Source organism: Pseudomonas sp. DWP3-1-2 (assembly GCF_049896285.1).
In the GTDB taxonomy this organism is placed as follows: Bacteria; Pseudomonadota; Gammaproteobacteria; order Pseudomonadales; family Pseudomonadaceae; genus Aquipseudomonas.
The window spans coordinates 74,753-96,475 of record NZ_JAFCTZ010000003.1 but is presented as its reverse complement, the minus strand read 5'-3'; the positions used below and the strand labels follow the sequence as shown (position 1 = coordinate 96,475).

The window sequence follows — 21,723 nt, the reverse complement described above, 5'->3', positions numbered from 1 at the left end:
CGCGGCCGCGAGCAACGTCCTGCGCGCCATCACGTGTCCAGATGCCCCTCGATGAACTGCCGCAAGCGCCGCTGCATGGAGCGGCCTTCGCTGCCGATGCAGGCAACGGGCGTTCCTTCCAGGCTTTCCTGCGCCAGATCAGCCCCTTCTCCCGCCAGCACCAAAGGACAATCCAGCGCCAGCGACAGCCGCTTGAGCCGGCGCGGAAGGTCCAGGGTTGGCGGGTGGTTGGTAAATAGCACAACGACCACCGGCCGAACCTTGCCGCATACCAGGGTCAGTTCTTCCAGTGGCTGGCCTACCGCTAGTACTTGAATATTGAAGTCGTCATTGCTCAGCATTAACCCCGCGACCCATAACTCCAGCTCCCGACATTCGCCCGGCACGCCTGCGAGCACCACCTTCCTGTCGGTCAAGCCGCTGGACAATTGCTGGCGCTGCAAGGTCCGGGCGCGCAGGAACGTGTCGAGGAACAGCCACTCGCTCATTTGCCCGAAACGGTCCTGATTCAGCAGCAACTCGCGCCATATCGGCATCAGGATGTCCTGAAACACTACGGTCAGCGGATAGCTTGAAAACACTTGCCCGTAGATCTGCTCCAGCCGGCGCTCGTCAAAAGCGCCAGCCGCCTGCCGAACCTGCTCTTGCCACTCGCCCTGCTCCCCCAGCGAGTTATCGATTTCGGGAGCAGCGGGCTGAATGCGGGCAGCCTGGGTCTTGGCGAGGATCTTGCCGACTTTGCTCACCGCAACGCCGCGTTCGATCCAGCCCAGGATACTGCGCACTTCTTCGATATCCGCCTGGGAATAGAGCCGATGACCACTTTCGGTGCGTGTTGGCTGAATCAGGCCATAGCGCCGTTCCCACGCGCGTAACGTGACCGGATTGATACCGGTCATGCGCGAGACCTCACGGATTGGAAACAATTCTTCCTGCTTGAGATCTTGCTTGAGGCCAGTTGAGACGCTGTGGCCAACGAGGGATTCAGTCATGACGGGGATCGCTTGGAAACAATGGGGCGCATTGTACGCCTGCGGACCTGTTTTTCACCAAAAACCCCTGCAACTCCCGCTCCATGTTCGCAAAGCGATAAAACCCTCTGGCTAATTTGCAGCGTTCAGGAATAATCCTTGCTTGCTCAAACGCGAAGCTGACACAGCCCATTACCCCGGAGCTGCGTCATGTGACTTCCCTACCCGGGAATCTCACTCGTCTATCGGAGATACATAATGTCTGCCAACCCCGTCACCCTGATGGTTGCTCGTCGCGTTGCCCATGGCCGCTACCAGGAACTCATCGCCTGGCTGCATGAAGGCGAACGACTGGCCACCGATTTCCCCGGTTATCTGGGTTCCGGGGTCCTTGCGCCGCCTCCCGGCGACGATGAATTCCAGATTATCTTCCGCTTCGCCAATGCTGAAACCATGCACGCCTGGGAGCATTCCGCTTCCAGAAGCTCCTGGTTGGTGCGCGGCAGCGGTCTTTTTGCCCAGCCTTCTGAACATCGTGTCAGCGGTATCGACGGTTGGTTTGGTGCAGTCGGCCAACGCCCGCCGCGCTGGAAACAGGCGGTTGCGATCTGGCTGGCGTTCTTTCCGGTCTCGCTGTTGTTCAATTTCGTGCTCGGCCCATTGCTCAATGACCTGCAATTACTGCCTCGGGTACTGATCAGCACCTTGCTGCTGACGCCCTTGATGGTGTTCTGGTTTATCCCGTTGTCGACGCACTTGCTGTCGTCCTGGCTCAATACCCCTCCAGCGCCTCCCACGACCACGGAATCGGTCCACTCCCGATGAGTCCCGCCTGCAATACCTGTACACCAATACGAATAGCTGTACAGGTATTGCATAAGCCTAAAGCCCTCTGATCCGACGCCACTCACCCCCTGCAACCTTGCTCAGTCCCGTATTCTGTCCCGCGTGAAAGGCTGGTCACTGTCTGACGTATCGTTGCGCGCAGTTGTACAAGAGTAGCCATTGGTATAAGTTTGCTGCTGCTAACGGCCAGCAAAGGTCGACACCCCCTCACTCCGATGTGCGAGCACTCATGGCTTTGTCTCCAGCCCCCATCCTGATTACAGGTGCCAGTCGGCGCGTCGGGCTTCACTGCGCGCAGCGCCTTCTGGCGGACGGTCAGCCGGTCGTTGTCAGCTACCGCAGCGAACGCCCTGAAGTTCAACAGCTTCGTGCGCTGGGCGCCGTCGCGATTCATGGAGATTTTTCGTCCGAAGCGGGGGTCATGGATTTCATCGCGCAGCTCAAAAGCCAGACGAAAAGCCTGCGGGCCATCGTGCACAACGCTTCAGAGTGGCTAGCCGAAACACCGGGCAGCGAGGCAGAAGTCTTCACCCGGATGTTCAGCGTCCATATGCTTGCGCCCTACCTGATCAACCTTCATTGCGAGCCGTTGTTGCATCAGTGTGAGGTCGCGGACATCATCCACATCAGCGATGACGTAACCCGCAAAGGCAGCAGCAAGCACATCGCCTATTGCGCCAGCAAAGCCGGCATGGACAGCCTGACGCTGTCTTTCGCCGCACGGTTTGCGCCAAGGATCAAAGTCAACGGCATTGCTCCCGCCCTGTTGATGTTTCAACCCGACGACGACTGCGCCTACCGCGCCCGCGCCCTGGCAAAATCCGCCATGGGCATCGAGCCCGGACCTGATGTCATTTACCAAAGCCTGCGTTACCTGCTGGACAGCCCGTATGTCACCGGCACAACCCTTACCGTAAACGGCGGACGGCACGTCAAGTAAGCTGCCCCGAGGACCCTTTTGATGAGCGAATCCCTGCCACAGCATTACCGTGAAATTCTCAAAGGCCTGGGCGAAGACCCCGACCGCGAAGGGCTGCTGGACACCCCGAAGCGTGCTGCCAAAGCCATGCAATACCTGTGTCACGGCTACGCACAGAGCGTCGAGGAAATCGTCAACGGCGCGCTCTTTGCGTCCGATAACGATGAAATGGTCATCGTCCAGGACATCGAGCTTTATTCGCTGTGCGAACACCATTTGCTGCCTTTCATCGGCAAGGCTCACGTGGCTTACATCCCGACCGGAAAAGTCCTGGGCCTGTCCAAGATTGCCCGTCTGGTGGACATGTTTGCCCGACGCCTGCAAATCCAGGAAAACCTGACCCGGCAGATTGCCGATGCGATTCAGGAAGTCACCAACGCCGCTGGCGTGGCGGTGGTCATCGAAGCCAAGCACATGTGCATGATGATGCGCGGCGTCGAAAAGCAGAACTCCACCATGAACACCTCGGTGATGCTCGGCGCATTCCGTGATTCGAGCACGACCCGTCAGGAATTCCTTCAACTGATCGGACGGAGCAAAAACTGATGGCAAGACTCGAACCTGGGACCGCTCGCATCCGGGTCAAGGACCTGTGCCTGCGCACCTACATCGGCATCAATGAAGATGAAATCCTCAATAAACAGGACGTCCTGATCAACCTGACGATTCTGTACGCCGCCGAAGAAGCCGTGCGCGACAACGACATCGGCCACGCCTTGAACTACCGCACCATCACCAAAGCCATCATTCAGCATGTCGAAGGCAACCGCTTTGCCTTGCTTGAGCGCCTGACTCAGGAGGTGCTGGACCTGGTGATGAGCTACGAGCCCGTGCTGTATGCCGAGGTCGAAGTCGACAAGCCACACGCCCTGCGTTTCGCTGAGTCGGTGTCGATCACCCTCGCGGGCCAACGCTGAACCTCTTATCATTGCGACCTTATTTGCCTGCAAAGAGCCCATCATGACCGAGCAAGACCGCCTCGAACTCGAAGCCGCCGCCTTTCGCCGACTGGTCGCACATCTGGACAGCCGCAAGGACGTGCAGAACATCGACCTGATGAACCTTTCCGGCTTCTGCCGCAACTGCCTGTCCAAATGGTACAAGGCCGCCGCGGACGAAAAGCACATCGACATCAGCCTCGACGACGCCCGCGAAGTGGTTTACGGCATGCCGTACAGCGAGTGGAAAGCTCAATACCAGCAAGAAGCCAGCGCCGAACAGAAAGCGGCGTTTGCCAAGGAAACCAAGCATGACTGACCTGAACACCCTGCGCGCCAGCCTAGCGAGTGGCGAACACCTGTTCGCCGACACCCTGGCCTTCATCGCCGCGGACTATGACTACCAACCCCAAGCGTTCAGCAATGGCCCGGTGGAAAACGCCGCCGGGCAGAACGAAGGGGCGTGCAAGACGCTGGGGCTGGCGTTGCTGGAGGGTTTGAGCGACGAAGAGGCTTTGCTGGCGTTCGGCGAACATTACCGGTCGGTACGCGCCACGCCGGAAGGCAGCGACCACGGCAATATCCGCGCCTTGATCGCCCATGGTCTGGCCGGGGTGAAGTTTGCTGGCGAACCGCTCACGCGCAAGGGTTAATGTGTGCGTTCCCTTGTGGGAGCGGGCTTGCTCGCGAATCGGAATGTCAGCCGACATCTCTATCGCCTGGGTTGACGCCTTCGCGGGCAAGCCTCGCTCCAACAAGTTCTGTCACAAAAAAACCGGCCTGGGCCGGTTTTTTTAATGTCGCCAAGCGCTATCAGAACGAGGCGTTCGCCAGGCCATCCAGATAACGTTCAACGTCCAGTGCCGCCATGCAGCCTGCACCCGCAGACGTGATCGCCTGGCGATACACGTGGTCAGCCACGTCGCCCGCAGCAAATACACCTTCCACGCTGGTGGCCGTCGCATTGCCTTCACGCCCGCCCTGCACAACCATGTAACCGTCTTTGAGCGCCAACTGGCCTTCGAACAACGACGTGTTCGGCGTATGGCCGATGGCGATGAACACGCCATCCACTTTCAGCTCTGAACTGCTGCCGTCGTTGTGCTTCAAGCGAGCACCGGTCACGCCCATGTTGTCACCCAGGACTTCATCCAGCGTGGCATTGAGCTTGAGCTCGATCTTGCCTTCGGCCACACGTGCATGCAGCTTGTCGATCAGGATCTTCTCGGCGCGGAACGTCTCACGACGGTGAACCAGAGTCACTTTGCTGGCGATATTGGCCAGGTAAAGCGCTTCTTCCACAGCGGTGTTACCACCCCCTACGACTGCCACTTCACGGTTGCGATAGAAGAAACCATCGCAGGTGGCGCAGGCTGAAACGCCTTTGCCCATGAACGTTTCTTCGGACGGCAGGCCCAGATAACGAGCACTGGCACCGGTGGCAATGATCAAGGCGTCACAGGTGTAAGTACCGCTGTCACCTTTAAGGCTGAACGGTTTGCCGGCCAGATCGACTGCGTTGATATGGTCGAAGACGATTTCAGTTTCAAAACGCTCGGCATGCTCACGCATACGGTCCATCAGCGCCGGGCCGGTCAGGCCATGGGGATCGCCGGGCCAGTTGTCGACTTCAGTGGTGGTGGTCAATTGGCCGCCAGACTGCATGCCTGTGATCAACAGAGGCTTGAGGTTCGCGCGGGCGGCATACACCGCCGCGCTGTAGCCGGCAGGGCCGGAGCCGAGAATAATCACTCGGGAATGACGGACATCGGACATGACACACTCCTATCGACCGACCATCTATGCCGTGGTCGGAACGGCTGGAATAAAAAAGGACCACCGAAAGCACTTGGGGAAGGCTCTACAGCACGGCAGTCCTGGAAAGTCAGTGGCGGCGACCGCAGTCGCAGCAACGTATTACAAGCTGTTGGCGTTCTGGGCCAGGTAATCAGCAACGCCCTGAGCGTCGGCTTTCATGCCTTTTTGACCTGGACGCCAGCCCGCAGGGCAGACTTCGCCGTGCTCTTCGGTGAACTGTAGCGCCTCAACCAGACGAACCATGTCATCCACATCACGGCCCAGTGGCAGATTGTTCACAACCTGGTGTTGAACCACACCTTCGCGGTCAATCAGGAACGAAGCACGCAGCGCGACGCCATCCTCATGCTCAATGCCATAGGCACGCGTGATCTCGTGCTTGACGTCGGCAACCATGGCGAATTGCACTTCACCGATGCCACCCTTCTCGACCGGCGTGCTGCGCCAGGCGTAATGAGTAAACTGCGAATCGATGGAAACGCCCACCACTTCAACGCCCAGGTCGCGGAATTTAGCGATGCGGTTGTTGTGAGCAATGATTTCCGATGGGCAAACGAAGGTGAAATCCAGCGGCCAGAAAAACAGCACCACGTATTTGCCGCGCAGCGAAGAAAGCTTGAAGCTGTCGACGATAGAGCCATCGCCCAGCACGGCTGCTGCGTCAAAGTCCGGTGCCTGTTTGTTAACCAGTACGCTCATGAAATCTCCTTTGGAGGTTCAGAATTCAAGGAAAGGGCTGATAAGTTGGCGTGCAGCTTATCGAGGGTACAAAGATTAAGGAAATACCGTTTCACAATCCACCTCATAGCCGGCCTCTATACGGCGACGCTTTCGCCACCGGATCAAAGCCGGTAAGGTCGGCGGGTTTTCTATCCATTGGAGGCTGCCCATGCCCGCTCCTGCTCTCTCGGGCCCGCAATACCTGCGCGAAGGCCTGAAACTGGTCCTAAGCCCCGGCCTGCGGCTGTTCGTCCTGTTGCCGCTGGCTATCAACCTGCTGCTGTTCAGCGGCTTGATCTACCTGGCCATGCATCAATTTGGCATGTGGGTCGACACCTTCATGCCTGAGCTGCCGGCGTGGTTGAGTTTTCTCGATTACATCCTGTGGCCGCTATTCGTCGTCCTGGTTTTGCTGATGGTGTTCTTCACCTTCACCATGCTCGCCAATGTCATTGCCGCGCCATTCAATGGTTTCCTGGCGGAAAAAGTCGAGGTCGTGGTGCGCGGGACCGACGATTTCCCTGCCTTCAGTTGGGGTGAACTGGTGGCGATGGTGCCGCGCACCTTTGGCCGTGAGATGCGCAAACTGGGCTACTTCCTGCCACGGGCCCTCGGGCTGTTCATCCTGTCATTCATCCCGGTGGTCAATCTGATCGCTGCGCCGCTCTGGCTGCTGTTTGGCGTCTGGATGATGGCGATCCAATACATCGACTACCCGGCGGACAACCACAAACTGGGCTGGAACGAAATGCTCGCCTGGCTAAGGGCCAAACGCTGGCAGAGCCTGAGCTTTGGCGGGATTGTGTATGTTGTCCTGCTGATCCCGGTGGTCAACATCCTGATGATGCCGGCGGCTGTTGCCGGGGCAACGTTGTTCTGGGTGCGTGAGCGTGGGGAAGAGGCGCTTTTGCCACAGAAGGCGTAACAGAAGAAGGCCCAGGGAGGGCCTTCATTCAAGCAATCCACTGCGTAAGGAACGAGTGCAGGGAACCGATATAAAACACGCTGCACGCCGATACTCCGGAATCCGGTTTCAGACCGCATCGGCACTTGGACAGACTTAAGGATTCCGTGCATCCGCCGATAAACAGGCACGACATTAGCAAACATCTCAGCCATCTACCCAACGCCCTGGCGAGCCCGCCCCGCCGTCACAAAACCATCACACCGCCGCCACAGAACCGAAATCATCCCGGCCGACACTGATTTTCATGAGCAAATCCATGCGTATCACCCTCATCACCGAAACCTTCGCTCCCGAAATCAATGGCGTGGCCAATACCCTGGCACGACTGTGCGACGGGCTGCGTTCGCTGGGGCATCGAATTGAATTGGTCAGGCCCAGGCAAAGCCAGGATGTAGGGCCGGCCGCTGAGGACCTGGTGCTGTGCCGTGGCTGGCCGATTCCAGGTTATCCGGGCCTGCAATGGGGCCATTCGTCCATGGGCAAGTTGTTGCGACGCTGGCAGCGACAGCGTCCGGACGTGCTGTACATCGCGACGGAAGGCCCGCTGGGGTTATCGGCGCTCAGGGCCGCGCGACGCCTTGGGATTGCGGTGGTCAGCGGCTTTCACACCAACTTTGCCCAATACACCCAACAGTACGGCCTAGGATGCATCGCTCGCCTGCTGACCCATTACCTGCGCTGGTTCCATAACCGTTCGCGGGTAACGCTGGTGCCGAGCATCAGTCAGAAGATGGAGCTTGAGCGACGCGGTTTCGAACGCATCGAACTGCTGTCCAGGGGCGTCGACAGCCAGTTGTTTCATCCGTCACATCGCTCCCAGGCCCTTCGCGAACAATGGGGGTTGCAGGTCGGCGACACGGCGGTGCTGCACGTCGGCAGACTGGCACCCGAGAAAAATCTGGGGTTGCTGAAGTTGACGTTCGAGGCTCTGAAAGCCCGATACCCACGTCGGCAGCTGAAATTGATCATTGTCGGTGACGGCCCTCAGCGAGGGATGCTTGAGCAACAGATACCCGATGCGATCTTCTGCGGCACGCAGCGCGGTGAGGCGTTGTCGACGCACTATGCGTCGGGGGATGTCTTTCTCTTTCCCAGCATGACCGAAACCTTCGGCAACGTCGTACTGGAGGCCTTGGCCTCGGGCCTTGGCGTGGTGGCCTACGATGAAGCGGCAGCGGGTCAGCATATACGTCACGGCCATAATGGCGCGCTGGCGATGCCGGGGGATGAGGACGCGTTCGTGGATGCTGCCTGCTGGCTGCTCGATGACAGCGAAACCTTGCGTCGCGTGCGCTTGAACGCTCGCCAGCACGCCAGTCGTCAGGGGTGGGCAGCGATCATTGATCTGTTCGAGCGGCATCTGCGCAGCGCCTGCGCCGCGCCGGAAGCGGTAGTGATCGGGCAGCACGTTCAGCGCTGACGCTTGCCCCGCACCGCGCGCGGGGCAGACGTCAATTGACCGGGCTCAGACCAGGGTCGTGAGGGCGTCGCGGCTAAAGGGCAGGATGTCCTGCTCGCGCCCGTCCCGCACCTTCACCGCCCAATCAGGATCGACCAGTAAAGCGCGCCCCACGGCTACCAGGTCAAACTCTTCATCCCCCAGACGCTGCAGCAGGTTTTCCAGACTCGCTGGCTGGGCGATTTTATCGGTGTTGACCATGAACTGCAGAAACTCGCCATCCAGACCGACACTGCCCACGGTGATGGTCGGCTTGCCCGTCAGTTTGCGAGTCCAGCCAGCAAGGTTCAGTTCAGAGCCTTCGAATTCGGGCTCCCAGAAACGGCGTGTCGAGCAGTGGAAAATATCCACCCCCGCGTCGGACAGCGGCTTGAGGAATTCAGCGAGCGCCTCCGGCGTCTGCACCAGGCGTGCGCTGTAGTCCTGCTGCTTCCACTGGGAAAAGCGGAAGATAATCGGGTAATCATCACCGACAGCCTTGCGCACAGCCTGGATCAACTCAATGGCGAAACGCGAACGATTGACCAGGCTGCCACCGTAACCATCCGTGCGCTGGTTAGTCCCTTCCCAGAAGAACTGGTCCACCAGATAACCATGCGCGCCGTGGATCTCCACGCCGTCCATGCCGATGGCCTTGGCGTCTTTGGCGGCCTGGGCAAATGCACCGATCACCTCGTCGATATCCTGTTGGCTCATGCCATGGACCACGACCTTCCCGTCCTTGAGTTTTCCCATCGGCCCGTAGGCGGGAACGCTGCCGTCCGGTTCAGTGCCCAGACGGCGTACCGCGCCCACATGCCACAGTTGCGGGACAATCTTGCCGCCCTCGGCGTGCACGGCCTCCACGACCTTTTTCCAACCGGCTAATGGCGCATCGCCAAAGAACTGGGGCACGTTCGGGTAACCGTTGGAAGCTTTGTGATTGATCGTCGTGCCTTCGGTGATGATCAAGCCAACACCCGCGGCAGCCCGACGCCGGTAGTACTCGACCACCTTCGAATTCGGGACGTTGCCGGGGGAAAAGGAGCGCGTCATAGGCGCCATGACGACCCGGGATGACAACGTCAAGTTGCCTAGCTGGAAGGGTTTGAACAAGGCTTTGACCGGCATGCAGATGTCCTCAGGCGATTGAAAGGGTCTCCAGCCATCGCTTGATCGGACTGTCGCTGGAAACGCAGGCACGCAGCATAGAGCCGCCCGGGAGGGCCAGCCCATCACTATTGATCTGAGTGATTTTGCAACAGAAGTGGTCCAGACAGACCCCATGAGCAGAAACAGGTCGGGCACACCAAAGCCGACAACCGGGCTGATGGATTCAGCCCAGCGCTTTCTCGATAGCCTGAATGACCACAGGATCATCCGGTGCGGTTCTTGGTGAAAAGCGAGCGATTACGCCACCGTTTTTGCCCACCAGGAATTTCTCGAAGTTCCAGGTGATATCCCCCGGGAATTCCGCGCCTTCACCGGCAAGCAGACGGTACAGCGGATGGCGGTGCGGGCCATTGACTTCCAGCTTGTCGCCCAACGGAAACGTCACGCCGTAGTTGAGACTGCAGAACGCCTGAATGTCCTGCGGCGTGCCCGGTTCCTGGCCGGCGAACTGGTTACAAGGCAAACCCAGCACACTGAAGCCTTGATCCCGGTATTGCTGATAGAGGTTTTCGAGCGCCGCGTACTGAGGCGTCAAACCGCACTTGGAAGCCACATTGACGACCAGAACCACTTGGCCCTTGAAGGGCAAGAGCGGCATTTCCTGGCCATCCAGAGCCTTCAGCTTCATGTCGTGAAAAGCACTCATGACGAACTCCCTTTATTGCTGCGGACTAAAAAGGCGCCCCACAAGCCCGTGCAGAACATAATCGTTCGCACAGAACCTGCCAAAGGCGCCTTGCCAGCTAGCTCAGCTTGGCAGCACAAATCAGTGCTGATGGCCGCCTTCGCCATGCACGTGACCGTGAGCGATTTCTTCCTGACTCGCATCACGAATATCGACGATCTTGACGTCGAAGTTCAGGCGTTGACCGGCCAACGGGTGGTTACCGTCAACGGTCACATCGTCGCCATCCAGGTCGCGAATGGTGACGATCTGCATGCTGCCGTCAGGGCCGGATGCATGAAACTGCATACCGACTTCAAGTTCGTCAACGCCTTCGAACATGCTGCGGCTCAGGGTGCTGACCAGTTCTGCGGAGTATTCGCCGTAGGCGTCTTCCGGCTCGATGGAGACTTTCAGTTCTTCACCGACGTTCTTGCCATCCAGAGCCTTTTCCAGGCCCGGAATGATGTTACCTGCGCCTTGCAGGTAGACCAGCGGCGCGCCACCGGCGGAGCTGTCAATGACCTCACCAGCGTCGTTGGTCAGGGTATAGTCGATGGAGACAGCCTTATTGGCGGCGATCGGCATGAGGGCAAGACCTTTTGCTTAAGATTGAAGAACGAGCAAGTTTAACCAAGCAATCGCCCGAAAGCGAACGCAACTCTGACGGACGGCCCATATTGGAAAACAGCACGGTGATCGGCTTCCGGCAGGACGAGCAAGGCCATTGGGTCGCCCTGCTGTCCTGCGGGCACACTCAACACCTGCGCCATCAGCCACCCTGGCAGTCCCGCCCCTGGGTGCTTGATCCAGCGCAACGTCAGCAGAAAACAGGACAAAGCTTTCGCTGTGGCTGGTGTGCGCGGACGCTGGATAACGATAACCTTACGTCCCGTTGAGACGCTGCAATTCGACAGCGCCCTGCTTTGTCGGTCGGTTGATGTTCGCCACGACCCTTGTACTGCTCAAGCGAGAACCCTGAATGCAGACTTTCTTTATTGCCCCCACAGACTTTGGTGTGGGTCTGACATCCATCAGCCTGGGGCTGGTGCGCACCCTTGAGCGTGCCGGGCTGAAAGTCGGGTTCTTCAAACCGATTGCACAGCCGCACCCCGGCGACCTGGGCCCGGAACGCTCCACGGAACTGGTGGCGCGCACCCATGGCTTGAAGCCTCCACGGCCGCTGGCCCTGTCCCATGTGGAGCGCATGCTGGGGGACGGTCAGCTCGATGAACTGCTGGAAGAAATCATCGCACTGTACCAACAGGCCGCCATCGGCAAGGACGTGCTCATCGTCGAAGGCATGGTGCCGACACGTCACGCCAGCTATGCCGCACGGGTGAACCTGCACCTGGCCAAGAGCCTGGACGCCGACGTGATCCTGGTTTCCGCACCGGAAAACGAAGTGCTGACCGAACTGTCGGGCCGGGTCGAATTGCAGGCGCAACTGTTTGGCGGCCCGAGAGACCCGAAAGTGCTGGGCGTGATCCTCAATAAAGTCCGCACCGACGAAAGCATGGAGGCCTTTGCCGCCCGGCTGAAGGAACATTCACCGTTGCTGCGCGGCGGTGAGTTCCGCCTGCTGGGTTGCATTCCGTATCAAGCCGACCTCAACGCGCCGCGCACGCGTGACGTGGCCGAATTGCTGGGTGCTCAAGTCATCAACGCCGGCGATTACGAACAGCGGCGCATGTCGAAAATCATCATCTGTGCGCGCACCGTGCTCAACACCGTGCAGTTGCTCAAGCCAGGCGTGCTGGTGGTGACGCCGGGCGATCGCGACGACATTATTCTCGCCGTCAGTCTCGCGGCAGTGAACGGCGTGCCGCTGGCCGGCTTGTTATTGACCAGCGACATCGTACCCGACCCTCGCATCATGGAGCTGTGTCGAGGCGCCTTGCAGGCCGGACTGCCGGTCTTGGCGGTGAGCACGGGGTCATACGAAACCGCCACGCAACTCAATCAGCTCAACAAGGAAATCCCCATCGATGACCGGGAGCGCGCCGAGATCATCACTGATTTCGTCGCCAGCCATCTGGACGCCAACTGGTTGCACCAACGCTGCGGTACGCCGCGCGAATTGCGCCTGTCCCCGGCGGTGTTTCGTTATCAGTTGATCCAGCGTGCACAGTCGGCCAACAAACGCATTGTGCTGCCTGAAGGCAGCGATCCGTTGACCATCCAGGCGGCAGCGATCTGTCAGGCGAGGGGCATCGCCCGCTGCGTGCTGCTGGCCAAACCTGAAGAAGTCCACGCGGTCGCCAAAGCGCAGGACATCGAATTGCCGCCGGGGCTGGAAATTCTCGACCCGGACGTGATTCGCGAGCGCTACATCGCCCCCATGGTCGAGCTGCGCAAAAGCAAAAGCCTGAACGCGCCGATGGCCGAGCAACAACTGGAAGACACGGTCGTGATCGGCACCATGATGCTGGCACTGGATGAAGTGGACGGGCTGGTTTCCGGCGTCATTCACTCCACCGCCAACACCATTCGCCCTGCCCTGCAACTGATCAAGACCGCGCCGGGCTGCACGCTGGTGTCCTCAGTGTTTTTCATGCTCTTCCCGGAGCAGGTCCTGATGTACGGCGACTGCATCATGAACCCGCACCCAAGCGCCAGCGAACTGGCTGAAATTGCCTTGCAGAGCGCCGACTCCGCCCTGGCCTTCGGCATTACACCTCGGGTGGCGATGATCAGCTACTCCAGTGGTAATTCCGCCAGCGGCGAAGAAGTGGAGAAAGTCCGCGAAGCGACACAACTGGCTCATGAAGCGAGACGCGATCTGCTGATTGACGGCCCACTGCAATACGATGCCGCCGCCAACGAAAACGTGGCACGCCAACTGGCGCCTGACAGCTCGGTGGCCGGTCGGGCGAACGTGTTTGTGTTCCCCGACCTCAACACGGGCAACACGACCTACAAGGCCGTTCAGCGCAGCGCCGATTGCGTCAGCCTCGGGCCGATGCTGCAGGGCCTGCGCAAGCCGGTGAATGATTTGCCACGGGGTGCGCAGGTGGACGACATCGTCTACACCATCGCGCTGACTGCCATTCAGGCCGACACCCTTTCCTGACACACTCACACACCACACTGCACATGCCGTCGGCGTACGCCGGCGGCATCCGAATACCTTCTGGAGCCTGATCCGTCATGGATTTTTTGCCTGCACCCTTGCGCGGCGTCATCGCCTCGCTGCTTTTGGCGCTGAACACCATCCTCTTGTGCTCACTGCTGTTCGTGGTTGCCCTCTTCAAGTTTTGCCTGCCCTTCGCTGCTGCCCAACGCGTGACCGACTGGCTGATGAGCCACATTCACGAAGCCTGGATTGCGAATAACAGCCGCTGGATGAATTTGCTGGGGCACACTCGCTGGCACTTGAGCGGCCTTGAAGGCCTGGATTATCAGCACTCGTATCTGGTGACCAGCAACCATCAAAGCTGGGTCGACATCATGGTCCTGCAACATGTGCTGAACCGACGCATCCGGCCACTGAAGTTTTTCCTCAAGCAAGAGCTGATCTGGGTGCCGGTCATTGGCCTGGCATGGTGGGCGCTGGGCTTTCCGTTCATGAAGCGTTATTCCAAAGCCTACCTGGCCAAGCATCCGGAAAAGAAAGGCAAAGACCTGGAAACCACACGACGTACGTGCGCCAGATTCCGTAACAACCCGGTGGGCATCTTCAATTTCGCAGAAGGCACGCGTTTCACCGAAGGCAAGCACGCCGCGCAGAACTCACCGTTTCGCCATTTGCTCAAACCCAAGGCGGGTGGCATCGCATTCGTCCTTGATGCCATGGGCGAACAATTGCAATCCATCGTCAACGTGACCCTCCACTATCCGGGCGGGCGTCCGGGCTATTGGGACCTGTTGTGTGGCAACGTTAAGGAAGTGGTCGCGCGTTTCGAAGAGATCAACATCCCGGCGCATTTCATCGGCAAGAACTACGACCAGGATGGCGAGTACCGACTGGAATTCCAGCAGTGGATCAACAGATTGTGGGAAGACAAGGATGCGTTACTGGATCGGCTGCACAGCGAGTATCCGCAGGTTCGGTGAGCCTGGGCAAAAAACAGCCCCGTAGGAGCGAGGCTTGCCCGCGAAGGCGTCAGTTCAGCCACAGAGTTGTGTCTGCTGAAAATCGATTCGCGGGCAAGCCTCGCTCCAACAGATCTCATTCAACCTTACTGCTGATACTGATCATACTGCTGACCCGGAATCGGCTTGAGGTTGACCTCTACCCGACGATTCTGGGCGCGGCCGTTGACGTCGGCGTTGCTGGCAATCGGCTGATCGGGGCCTGCGCCACGCACGGACAGGTGGGAAGCGTCCACGCCCTGTGAAGTCAGGTAGGTGCTGACGCTTTGCGCACGTTGCAGCGAAAGGTCCATGTTGTGCTGACGGCTGCCGGTGCTGTCGGTGTAGCCGACGATTTCGATGATGTTCTGGTTGTACTGCTTCAACGAACCCGCCAGATTATTCAGCGGCGAATAGAAGCTGCTGGCGATGGCTGACGAATCCGTGGCAAATGTAATGTTGCCCGGCATGATCAATTTTATCTGGTCGCCCTGACGCTGAACTTCCACGCCGGTGTTGGCCATGCTCGCACGCAGCGCCGCTTCCTGCTTGTCGGCGTAGTAGCCATAACCGGCTGCACCGACGCCCGCAACCGCAGCGCCGATCAAGGCCCCTTTGCCCCGGTTGTTATGATCGATCGCCGCACCGGCAATGGCACCGGCCAGCGCGCCCAGGCCGCCGTAGGTGGCGGCTTTGCTCAGGCCACCCGAGCTCTGCGCCTGGCCTTGGTTGTCATACGGATTTTGCGAAGCACAGCCAGAAAGCATGGCCACGGCAGTAGCGACAATGATCAAACGACGCGAGGTAAACATGGGGAAGCTCCTGATTGCTATGAACGTCAAGGCTGGCGCCTAACACGGCGATTAGAGCACGTCACCTGTCAAAAATTCCTTAATCCTGCCTGAACGGTCTCATGCCCGAACGAATGGGTTCTCACGCATTTCATCACCCAGCCGTGTCTCGGGGCCATGGCCTGTGATGACTGTGGCGTCCTCATCCAGGGTGTAGAGCCGCTGTTTGATGGATCGCACGATGGTCGGCTGGTCGCCTCCCCACAAGTCCGTGCGACCAATCCCGCGGCGAAACAAAGTATCCCCGGCAATCAGCAACTTGGCGTCAGCGAACCAGAAACTCATCGAACCGGGCGTATGACCCGGCGTGTGCAAGGCAACGCCGCAACCGCAGGCCAGCTCCTCGTCATCGACCAGCCAACGATCCGGCGAGGGCACTGGCGTATACGGCACGCGAAACATCTGGCACTGCATTTCAAGGTTGTCCCAAAGGAACTGATCTTCTTTGTGCAAGTGCAGGGTCGCGCCGGTTTTTTCCTTCAACTGCCCGGACGCCAGGAAATGATCCAGGTGCGCGTGGGTGTGAATGATGCTGACCAGCTTCAAGCCCAGCGCTTCAAGACGCGCAATGATCATTTCATGATTGCCGCCCGGATCGACCACGATGGCCTGCTTGCTGATCGGATCGCCGATGATGGTGCAATTGCACTGCAAAGGGCCAACGGGGAAGGTTTCGCGGATAAGCGCGGGTTTTGCGGGGTTCATCGTATTTCCTGTCAATCAATGGCCGAGGAGCGGTGAATCAGACGACACGCGTGGGCAGGGTCGCGAGGGGTGAGTATCCGAGATAAGCCTCGGCTAAACCAACACAATCGCGAGCACGCTCACTGCCATCGCACCTCTCAAGCGCTGTGCGGGACGAGCAATCGCCTGCTGCATCCCGTCCCGCTTTAGTGCAATCGGTCTTGAAGGGTTCAGTCGTAGAACGGCGCCACTGATTCCCGGCTGCCGACAAAGAAGCTGTCTGCCACCAGACGCAAAGGCTGCAGGTCCATATCGCTCGCCTTGTCGCGGATCAGTGCTGCGAAGTGCCTGTACACCGCCGGGTATTCGCCCTCTTCACTGACGGCGCGGGCAACGCCATCAATGCTCAGCGTGGCGCCGCCATTATCCAGGCGTAGCGTGCCTTCCTTGCAGCGCACCTGAATGCTCCACAGCTCATCATGGCCATGATCGAAATCAAACTCGGCGCGAACGTCCAGATGGCTGGCGTCCGATAACCGCAGGGACGCGGCGATGGGTGACTGGCAATTGCTCGGCACGCGCAGTTCGGCGGCCTGTACGAACAGCGACAACGGCAGCAGGTGCGTGGCGATGGACAAGGCATTGATGCCCGGATCGAAAACACCAAGCCCGCCCGGCTGCCAGATCCACGCCTGGCCTGGGTGCCATTTGCGCACGTCTTCCTTCCAGTCGATCTGCACCGACTCAAGGGTGCGGGTGGCCAGCCAGTCCCGTGCCGCCTGAACTCCCGGCGCAAACCGGGAATGCCAGGCGAATAAACCGCTGATGCCCTGCTCGCCAGCCTGATCAATCAAGGCCAAGGCTTCGCCAAGGGTGGCGCAGGGTGGCTTCTCCACCAACACGTGTTTACCCGCCGCAATGGCCTCACGCACCAGGCCAAAGCGTCCCTGGGGCGGCGTGCAGAAAACCACGGCGTCGACCTGCGGCCCTTGGGCGAGCATTTCGCTGAGTGATGTGAAGTTTTCCACGCCTGGGCAGGGTTGCCCGAGACTGGCTACTGCTGACAGCTGGAGCTCAGGATTGGCGAGTATCGCCGGTACGTGCTGATCCTGGGCTATCTTGCCGTAGCCGACCAAACCGAGACGAATCGGCTGCATTGCGGGTTCCTTTTTGTGTTTATTGGATGCAGCAAGCTAGACGCAAATCAACGCGCATTCAACTGGCTCACACCAACAAGCCCATCTCTTTGGCGCGCGCCACCGCCTGGGTGCGACGTTCGACACCCAGCTTGCTGTTGATGTGGCTGGCGTGGGTTTTGACGGTATGCAGCGAAATGAACAATTGGTCGCTGATTTCCTGATTCGAACACCCTTGGGCGATGAGCTGTAACACACTGCGCTCCCGGGCGCTGAGGGTGTCGGTGGTATGCACCGCTTCGCAAGGCTCACGCACGCCGATCGCAGACGGCAGCTTGCTCAACAGGGTGTCGCGCACCGGACAAGGCGCAGCCTGGAGCAACTGCTCGCGCAACCAGCATGGCTGTTGCCGGATCAGTTCGTAGAAGGGTAACAAAGCGCCGCCCGAGGCGGCCTGCAGGCCGCGAGTCAACAGCACCCGCGCCCGTGGCTCATCCCCGCTGCCCAGCAAACCCAGGATTTGCTGGGTCAACGTCGACAGCATCAGTAACTGGCCGTCGACTTTCTGTGCATCACTCTCCAGCGCCTGCAAACGCTGAGTACAGGCCGCGACGTTGCCTTGAATCCGCTCCAGCACAGCGCGCTGCAACTGGACCTGTTGCGGCAGGTGTGGATGGCATTCCGGGGCTGCCGCCGGGGCGTGGCCGCTGTAGGTCTGGGTCAGTCGCAGCAGCCAGCCTTCGGCCAGATCGATACGGCCCTGGGCCAGCCAGAGCTCGCATTTGACCAAGGTGATCATCGCCAGGTAATACACTGGCGGCACATCCCATATATGCATCAGACGCTCGGCTTCCGCGAGTTCAGCGAAGGCTTCGGCGAAGCGACCCTCACGCCCTTCCAGCCCGGCAATCACGCAATGGCCTATCAACACACTGATGTCGCGACAGGATCGCGCTTCAGCCAGACCGGCCACCAATTGCGCCCGGCCGGCTTCGGCCTGCATGCGCAGGGTCAGCAGGTAACCTTCGTAGAGCGTCAAGCGTGCACGGATCGCATACAAACGTTGCGGGCCAAGACCCTTGAGGCGCAGCAGGCCCTGGCGAACCTCTTCAAGTGAGCGGTTGATTTCCCCACGCGCTTGCAGCACTCGCGCACGGTCGTAGTGTGCAAGGGCTTCAAACAACGGATTGGCCACGCGCTGGGCCAACTCCAGCGCGTCACGGTTCAATGCACGTGCGCGCCACATATCCCCATCGATAATCGCCAGGCCGGACAAGGTCGACAGGCATAACAATCGTTGACCGTAGCGTTTTTGCGGCAGGCTGACCAGGGCCTGGGAGCAGCAAAGCTGTGCCCGGGCGCTGTCGCCTCGCCCTCGGGCGATAATGCCGCTCAGGGCCAGCCATTGCGCCAGCATGGAGTTCTGGGCCGTGGCCGACGGGGCGGGTAAAAAGCGACTGAGGTGACTGGCCAGTTCTTCGGCGGCATCAAGCTGACACGCCAGGCCCAGGGCCCAGGCGTACAGGACAATCAAGCGTGGCGTGCTGACCAGAAGACTGTCGGGCAAGTCCATTTTCCAACGCAGCAACATCCCGACGTTCTGTTCAGCCAGCAATTGCTCTTCGGACAGGTTCTGAACCAGATTGGCGGCAACGTCCAGGTGCCCTGCGCGCAGGGCGTGCTCGACAGCTTCGTCCAGCAGCCCCTGTTCACTGAACCAGCGGCATGCATTGAGGTGCAACCGGGTTTGCTGCAATTCGGCATCGGGCCTGGCGCGCAGCAGATCGGAAAACAGGTGGTGATAGCGATACCAGCGACCGTGCTCATCCAGCGGCACCAGAAACACCTGATGGGATTGCAGGTAGCTCAGCATTTGCGCACTGTCGTGACTGTCACGCGCCGCGTTGCACAGCTCAATGCAAAAACGCTCCAGACACGCGGTTTCGTAAAGGAAAGCCTGCACGTCAGCGGGCAGGCAATCGATGACCTCTTCCAGCAGATAATCACGAATCAGCCCCTCACCGCCGTGCAGCGCTTGAGGCAAGCTGTTGTCATTCCCGGCTTCAGAGGCGGCAAGCAGCCAGAAGCGCAAACCCGCGACCCACCCTTCACTGCGCTGGATAAGGCTTTGCAGGGCCTCGCTGTCCAGGGAGTTACTGTGCTGCTCAAGCAATGCCTGCGACTCGCAATGAGTCAGGCGCAAATCCTGTTCGTTGAGTTCCAGCAGTTGCCGGGAAAGACGCAAGCGCGCCAGGTGCCAGTCGGGACGCTGACGGCTGGTAACCATGACAAGCAGGCCCGCAGGCAGGTGATTCAGAAAAAACTGCAGGCAACGATCCAGCACCGGGCCTTGGGCCAGATGGTAATCATCGAGCACCAGCAGCAACGGCTTGCTGAGCAATAAGTGAACAGCCAGTTCATCCAGCAGGCCGTCCAGCCATTCTTCGAAGGCAAACGGCTGGTGCCGCTGGCGCATTTTCAACAGGCCAAGGGCCTGAGCGCCCAGTTGTGGGAAAAACTGCTGCAGTCCAGCCAGTAGACGCTCGAGGAAACGGCCCGGATCGCTGTCACGGTGACTCAAACCGACCCACACGCTTTGCCACTGTGGCGGCAGACTTTGGCAGAACTCCACCGCCAGCGAACTTTTACCGAACCCGGCTGGCGCGCAGACGAGCAAAAGCCTTCCGGACAAGCCAGCCGTCAGCCGCTCGCACAAGCGAGGGCGAGGTATGTATCCGTCTGGTAACGGCGGTCTGAAGAATCGCCCTTCCAGCGCGGTCACCGCGCTGCCTGCGAATCCTTGCATACGGGACAGATCAGTCATGGCCGGCTCTTGTTGTTAAGGTGCTCTAGCGGCTAAGCAGATACTCCCGAGACTAGCGGTTAAACACTGTCTTTTGAAGGCTGGAGGGCAAAAGACTGTAACAAAGTTCCTACAATCATTATGGCGAATGCCTACGCATAGAAAAGCCCCGGTCAAGGGGCTTTAGGTCTGGCTGCAGAAAAGTGCGAGATATCCCGACCTATGCTTTCCTGCAGCCCACATACGGCACCTGACGAACGGGCACTGCCTGTGATCACCTCCCGATCAACGCACCCCTTCCTGACGCAGGGCATTCGGCGTGAATTCGCTGGTGGTCGCGGTGAAGCCGAAATCGTACGCTCGTTTCTCTTCGTTCTTCATACCCAGAGCCAGATAGCGACCCGATTGCAGGTCATATAGGGTTTCCAGGGCGTACCACGGCACTTGCTTGTCGTAGTAGTTCTCGGCGTGAGCTTCCGCCACGCGCCACAGTTGGCCACGGCCATCGTAGTGGTCAATCACGGCGGCCTGCCAAGTGTCTTCATCAATGAAGAAATCGCGCTTGGCGTAGATATGGCGCTGACCTTCCTTCAGGGTCGCCGTGACATGCCAGACGCGGCGCAGCTCATAGCGTGCGAGGTCCTGATTGATGTGGCCGGCCTTGATGATGTCGGCGTACTTGAGCTTCCGGTCGTCCAGCTTGTAGCTGTTGGAGGCGATGTACATTTCCTGCTTGCCGATCAGTTTCCAGTCGTAGCGATCCGGCGCACCGTTGTACATGTCCAGGTTGTCAGAGGTGCGCAGGCCATCGGCTGCGGTACCCGGACCGTCGTAAGACACTTGCGGTGCGCGACGCACCCGGCGCTGACCGGCGTTATAGACCCACGCCGAACGCGGCTCCTTCACCTGATCGAGGGTTTCGTGAACCAGCAGCACACCACCGGCCAGACGCGCCGGCGCCGTCACTTCCTGCTTGAAGTAGAACAGGATATTGCCGGGGTTCTTGGGATCAAAGTCTTTCATCTTGTCGCGAAACACGAACTGATCGCGGAAATACACAAGGCTGTAAGAGCCATTGGGCTGCGGCGTTGCCTGGGTGACCAGCCGCGTTACGCTGCCGCCACGATAGCGAGTGATGTGATTCCAGATCACCTCGACGCCGGTTGACGGAATCGGGAACGGCACAGCGGTCTCGAAGTTCTCAAGGCCATTGCCACCGCCGGCCAGCTTGGTGTTGGTGGCGTTTTTCCTGATGGAGGCAAGCACCTCATCCGGCACGGTTGCGCCACGATGGGACACATAGACCGGCATTTTGAAGGAGTCCGGGTAGCGCTTGAACATCGCGTACTGCCCCGGAGCAAGCTTGTCCTTGTACTGCTCGACATTGGCGGCCGTAATGATGAACTGCGGCTTTTCGCTGGCATACGGATTAGACAGGAAGCCGTCGCCGTCCACGGCACCTGCGTTCTTCGGCATAGGACTCCAGGCTGGAATCGTATTGGCAGCATTGCCGGCCTTCTCTGCCCCCATCGGCGTCAACGTGGTGCCCAGCTTTGCAGCTTCCGATTCAGATACTGCGGCCATGACACCGGTTGCCAGCAATGACAGGCTCAAGACACCGACTTGCAACAGACCTGTTGTTATTCTCATTTTCATATTCG

Annotated in this window: 22 protein-coding genes; 11 read left to right on the top strand and 11 right to left on the bottom strand. The window is 59.4% G+C overall.

Annotation, left to right across the window (positions count from 1 at the left end; all coding sequences use genetic code 11):
- Positions 1 to 29: 29 nt before the first annotated feature.
- Complete coding sequence (locus tag ACP7B0_RS09365; protein ID WP_426140982.1) at positions 30 to 992, bottom strand: MerR family transcriptional regulator; 963 nt, start codon at positions 990 to 992, stop codon at positions 30 to 32.
- A 237-nt stretch (positions 993 to 1,229) separates the two neighbouring features.
- On the opposite strand from ACP7B0_RS09365, the gene ACP7B0_RS09360 reads away from it, so the two are divergent.
- The 6 genes from ACP7B0_RS09360 to ACP7B0_RS09335 all read left to right on the top strand — a co-directional run bounded on the left by ACP7B0_RS09360 (position 1,230) and on the right by ACP7B0_RS09335 (position 4,387).
- Complete coding sequence (locus tag ACP7B0_RS09360) at positions 1,230 to 1,796, top strand: antibiotic biosynthesis monooxygenase (protein WP_426140981.1); 567 nt, start codon at positions 1,230 to 1,232, stop codon at positions 1,794 to 1,796.
- A gap of 250 nt (positions 1,797 to 2,046) precedes the next feature.
- The gene (gene folM / locus ACP7B0_RS09355; protein ID WP_426140980.1) at positions 2,047 to 2,757 is read left to right on the top strand and encodes a dihydromonapterin reductase; all 711 of its coding nucleotides are present in this window, start codon (positions 2,047 to 2,049) and stop codon (positions 2,755 to 2,757) included.
- 21 nt (positions 2,758 to 2,778) lie between these two features.
- Positions 2,779 to 3,342 (top strand): GTP cyclohydrolase I FolE, encoded by a 564-nt coding sequence (gene folE, locus ACP7B0_RS09350; protein ID WP_426140979.1) that lies wholly within the window; start codon positions 2,779 to 2,781, stop codon positions 3,340 to 3,342.
- Positions 3,342 to 3,713 carry a dihydroneopterin triphosphate 2'-epimerase gene (folX, locus tag ACP7B0_RS09345; RefSeq protein ID WP_426140978.1) on the top strand — a complete coding sequence of 124 codons (372 nt, stop codon included), beginning with the start codon at positions 3,342 to 3,344 and terminating at the stop codon, positions 3,711 to 3,713. Before folE ends, folX begins: the two co-directional genes overlap by 1 nt.
- Positions 3,714 to 3,756: 43 nt before the next feature.
- Positions 3,757 to 4,053: a DUF1244 domain-containing protein gene (locus tag ACP7B0_RS09340; protein ID WP_426140977.1), complete on the top strand. Its 297-nt coding sequence runs from the start codon at positions 3,757 to 3,759 to the stop codon at positions 4,051 to 4,053.
- A complete protein-coding gene (locus tag ACP7B0_RS09335; RefSeq protein WP_426140975.1) occupies positions 4,046 to 4,387 on the top strand; it encodes a HopJ type III effector protein in 342 nt (113 codons plus the stop codon). Before ACP7B0_RS09340 ends, ACP7B0_RS09335 begins: the two co-directional genes overlap by 8 nt.
- A gap of 160 nt (positions 4,388 to 4,547) precedes the next feature.
- Here the strand turns inward: ACP7B0_RS09335 and trxB are convergent, their stop codons facing one another.
- On the bottom strand, positions 4,548 to 5,510 hold the full coding sequence (gene trxB / locus ACP7B0_RS09330; protein ID WP_426140974.1) for a thioredoxin-disulfide reductase: 963 nt from the start codon (positions 5,508 to 5,510) through the stop codon (positions 4,548 to 4,550).
- Positions 5,511 to 5,651: 141 nt separating this feature from the next.
- Positions 5,652 to 6,251: a peroxiredoxin gene (locus ACP7B0_RS09325; RefSeq protein ID WP_426140973.1), complete on the bottom strand. Its 600-nt coding sequence runs from the start codon at positions 6,249 to 6,251 to the stop codon at positions 5,652 to 5,654.
- Between the two features lie 190 nt (positions 6,252 to 6,441).
- Here ACP7B0_RS09325 and cysZ point away from each other — a divergent pair, with 190 nt between their 5' ends.
- Positions 6,442 to 7,197: a sulfate transporter CysZ gene (cysZ, locus tag ACP7B0_RS09320; RefSeq protein WP_426140972.1), complete on the top strand. Its 756-nt coding sequence runs from the start codon at positions 6,442 to 6,444 to the stop codon at positions 7,195 to 7,197.
- Positions 7,198 to 7,483: 286 nt separating this feature from the next.
- Positions 7,484 to 8,659, top strand: coding sequence for a glycosyltransferase family 4 protein (locus tag ACP7B0_RS09315; RefSeq protein WP_426140970.1), 1,176 nt, complete (start codon positions 7,484 to 7,486; stop codon positions 8,657 to 8,659).
- A gap of 45 nt (positions 8,660 to 8,704) precedes the next feature.
- Here ACP7B0_RS09315 and ACP7B0_RS09310 read toward each other — a convergent pair whose 3' ends face one another.
- The 3 genes from ACP7B0_RS09310 to ACP7B0_RS09300 all read right to left on the bottom strand — a co-directional run bounded on the left by ACP7B0_RS09310 (position 8,705) and on the right by ACP7B0_RS09300 (position 11,102).
- Positions 8,705 to 9,814 (bottom strand): NADH:flavin oxidoreductase, encoded by a 1,110-nt coding sequence (locus tag ACP7B0_RS09310; protein ID WP_426141542.1) that lies wholly within the window; start codon positions 9,812 to 9,814, stop codon positions 8,705 to 8,707.
- Between the two features lie 199 nt (positions 9,815 to 10,013).
- Positions 10,014 to 10,496 (bottom strand): glutathione peroxidase, encoded by a 483-nt coding sequence (locus tag ACP7B0_RS09305; protein WP_426140969.1) that lies wholly within the window; start codon positions 10,494 to 10,496, stop codon positions 10,014 to 10,016.
- A 120-nt stretch (positions 10,497 to 10,616) separates the two neighbouring features.
- The gene (locus ACP7B0_RS09300) at positions 10,617 to 11,102 is read right to left on the bottom strand and encodes an FKBP-type peptidyl-prolyl cis-trans isomerase (RefSeq protein ID WP_426140967.1); all 486 of its coding nucleotides are present in this window, start codon (positions 11,100 to 11,102) and stop codon (positions 10,617 to 10,619) included.
- 14 nt (positions 11,103 to 11,116) lie between these two features.
- Here ACP7B0_RS09300 and ACP7B0_RS09295 point away from each other — a divergent pair, with 14 nt between their 5' ends.
- The 3 genes from ACP7B0_RS09295 to ACP7B0_RS09285 all read left to right on the top strand — a co-directional run bounded on the left by ACP7B0_RS09295 (position 11,117) and on the right by ACP7B0_RS09285 (position 14,570).
- Positions 11,117 to 11,413 (top strand): DUF3565 domain-containing protein, encoded by a 297-nt coding sequence (locus tag ACP7B0_RS09295; protein ID WP_426140966.1) that lies wholly within the window; start codon positions 11,117 to 11,119, stop codon positions 11,411 to 11,413.
- Positions 11,414 to 11,496: 83 nt separating this feature from the next.
- The gene (gene pta, locus ACP7B0_RS09290) at positions 11,497 to 13,587 is read left to right on the top strand and encodes a phosphate acetyltransferase (RefSeq protein ID WP_426140965.1); all 2,091 of its coding nucleotides are present in this window, start codon (positions 11,497 to 11,499) and stop codon (positions 13,585 to 13,587) included.
- Between the two features lie 77 nt (positions 13,588 to 13,664).
- Entirely contained in the window at positions 13,665 to 14,570 is a 906-nt protein-coding gene (locus ACP7B0_RS09285; protein WP_426140964.1) for an acyltransferase, read from the top strand.
- Between the two features lie 125 nt (positions 14,571 to 14,695).
- Here ACP7B0_RS09285 and ACP7B0_RS09280 read toward each other — a convergent pair whose 3' ends face one another.
- From ACP7B0_RS09280 to ACP7B0_RS09260, 5 genes are all read right to left on the bottom strand, one after another.
- Entirely contained in the window at positions 14,696 to 15,400 is a 705-nt protein-coding gene (locus ACP7B0_RS09280) for an OmpA family protein (protein WP_426140963.1), read from the bottom strand.
- Positions 15,401 to 15,499: 99 nt separating this feature from the next.
- Positions 15,500 to 16,144: an MBL fold metallo-hydrolase gene (locus tag ACP7B0_RS09275; RefSeq protein ID WP_426140961.1), complete on the bottom strand. Its 645-nt coding sequence runs from the start codon at positions 16,142 to 16,144 to the stop codon at positions 15,500 to 15,502.
- Positions 16,145 to 16,353: 209 nt separating this feature from the next.
- The gene (locus ACP7B0_RS09270) at positions 16,354 to 17,280 is read right to left on the bottom strand and encodes a Gfo/Idh/MocA family protein (RefSeq protein WP_426140960.1); all 927 of its coding nucleotides are present in this window, start codon (positions 17,278 to 17,280) and stop codon (positions 16,354 to 16,356) included.
- A gap of 67 nt (positions 17,281 to 17,347) precedes the next feature.
- Complete coding sequence (locus tag ACP7B0_RS09265) at positions 17,348 to 20,083, bottom strand: LuxR C-terminal-related transcriptional regulator (RefSeq protein ID WP_426140959.1); 2,736 nt, start codon at positions 20,081 to 20,083, stop codon at positions 17,348 to 17,350.
- A gap of 264 nt (positions 20,084 to 20,347) precedes the next feature.
- The gene (locus tag ACP7B0_RS09260) at positions 20,348 to 21,712 is read right to left on the bottom strand and encodes a DUF1329 domain-containing protein (RefSeq protein WP_426140957.1); all 1,365 of its coding nucleotides are present in this window, start codon (positions 21,710 to 21,712) and stop codon (positions 20,348 to 20,350) included.
- Positions 21,713 to 21,723 lie beyond the last annotated feature (11 nt).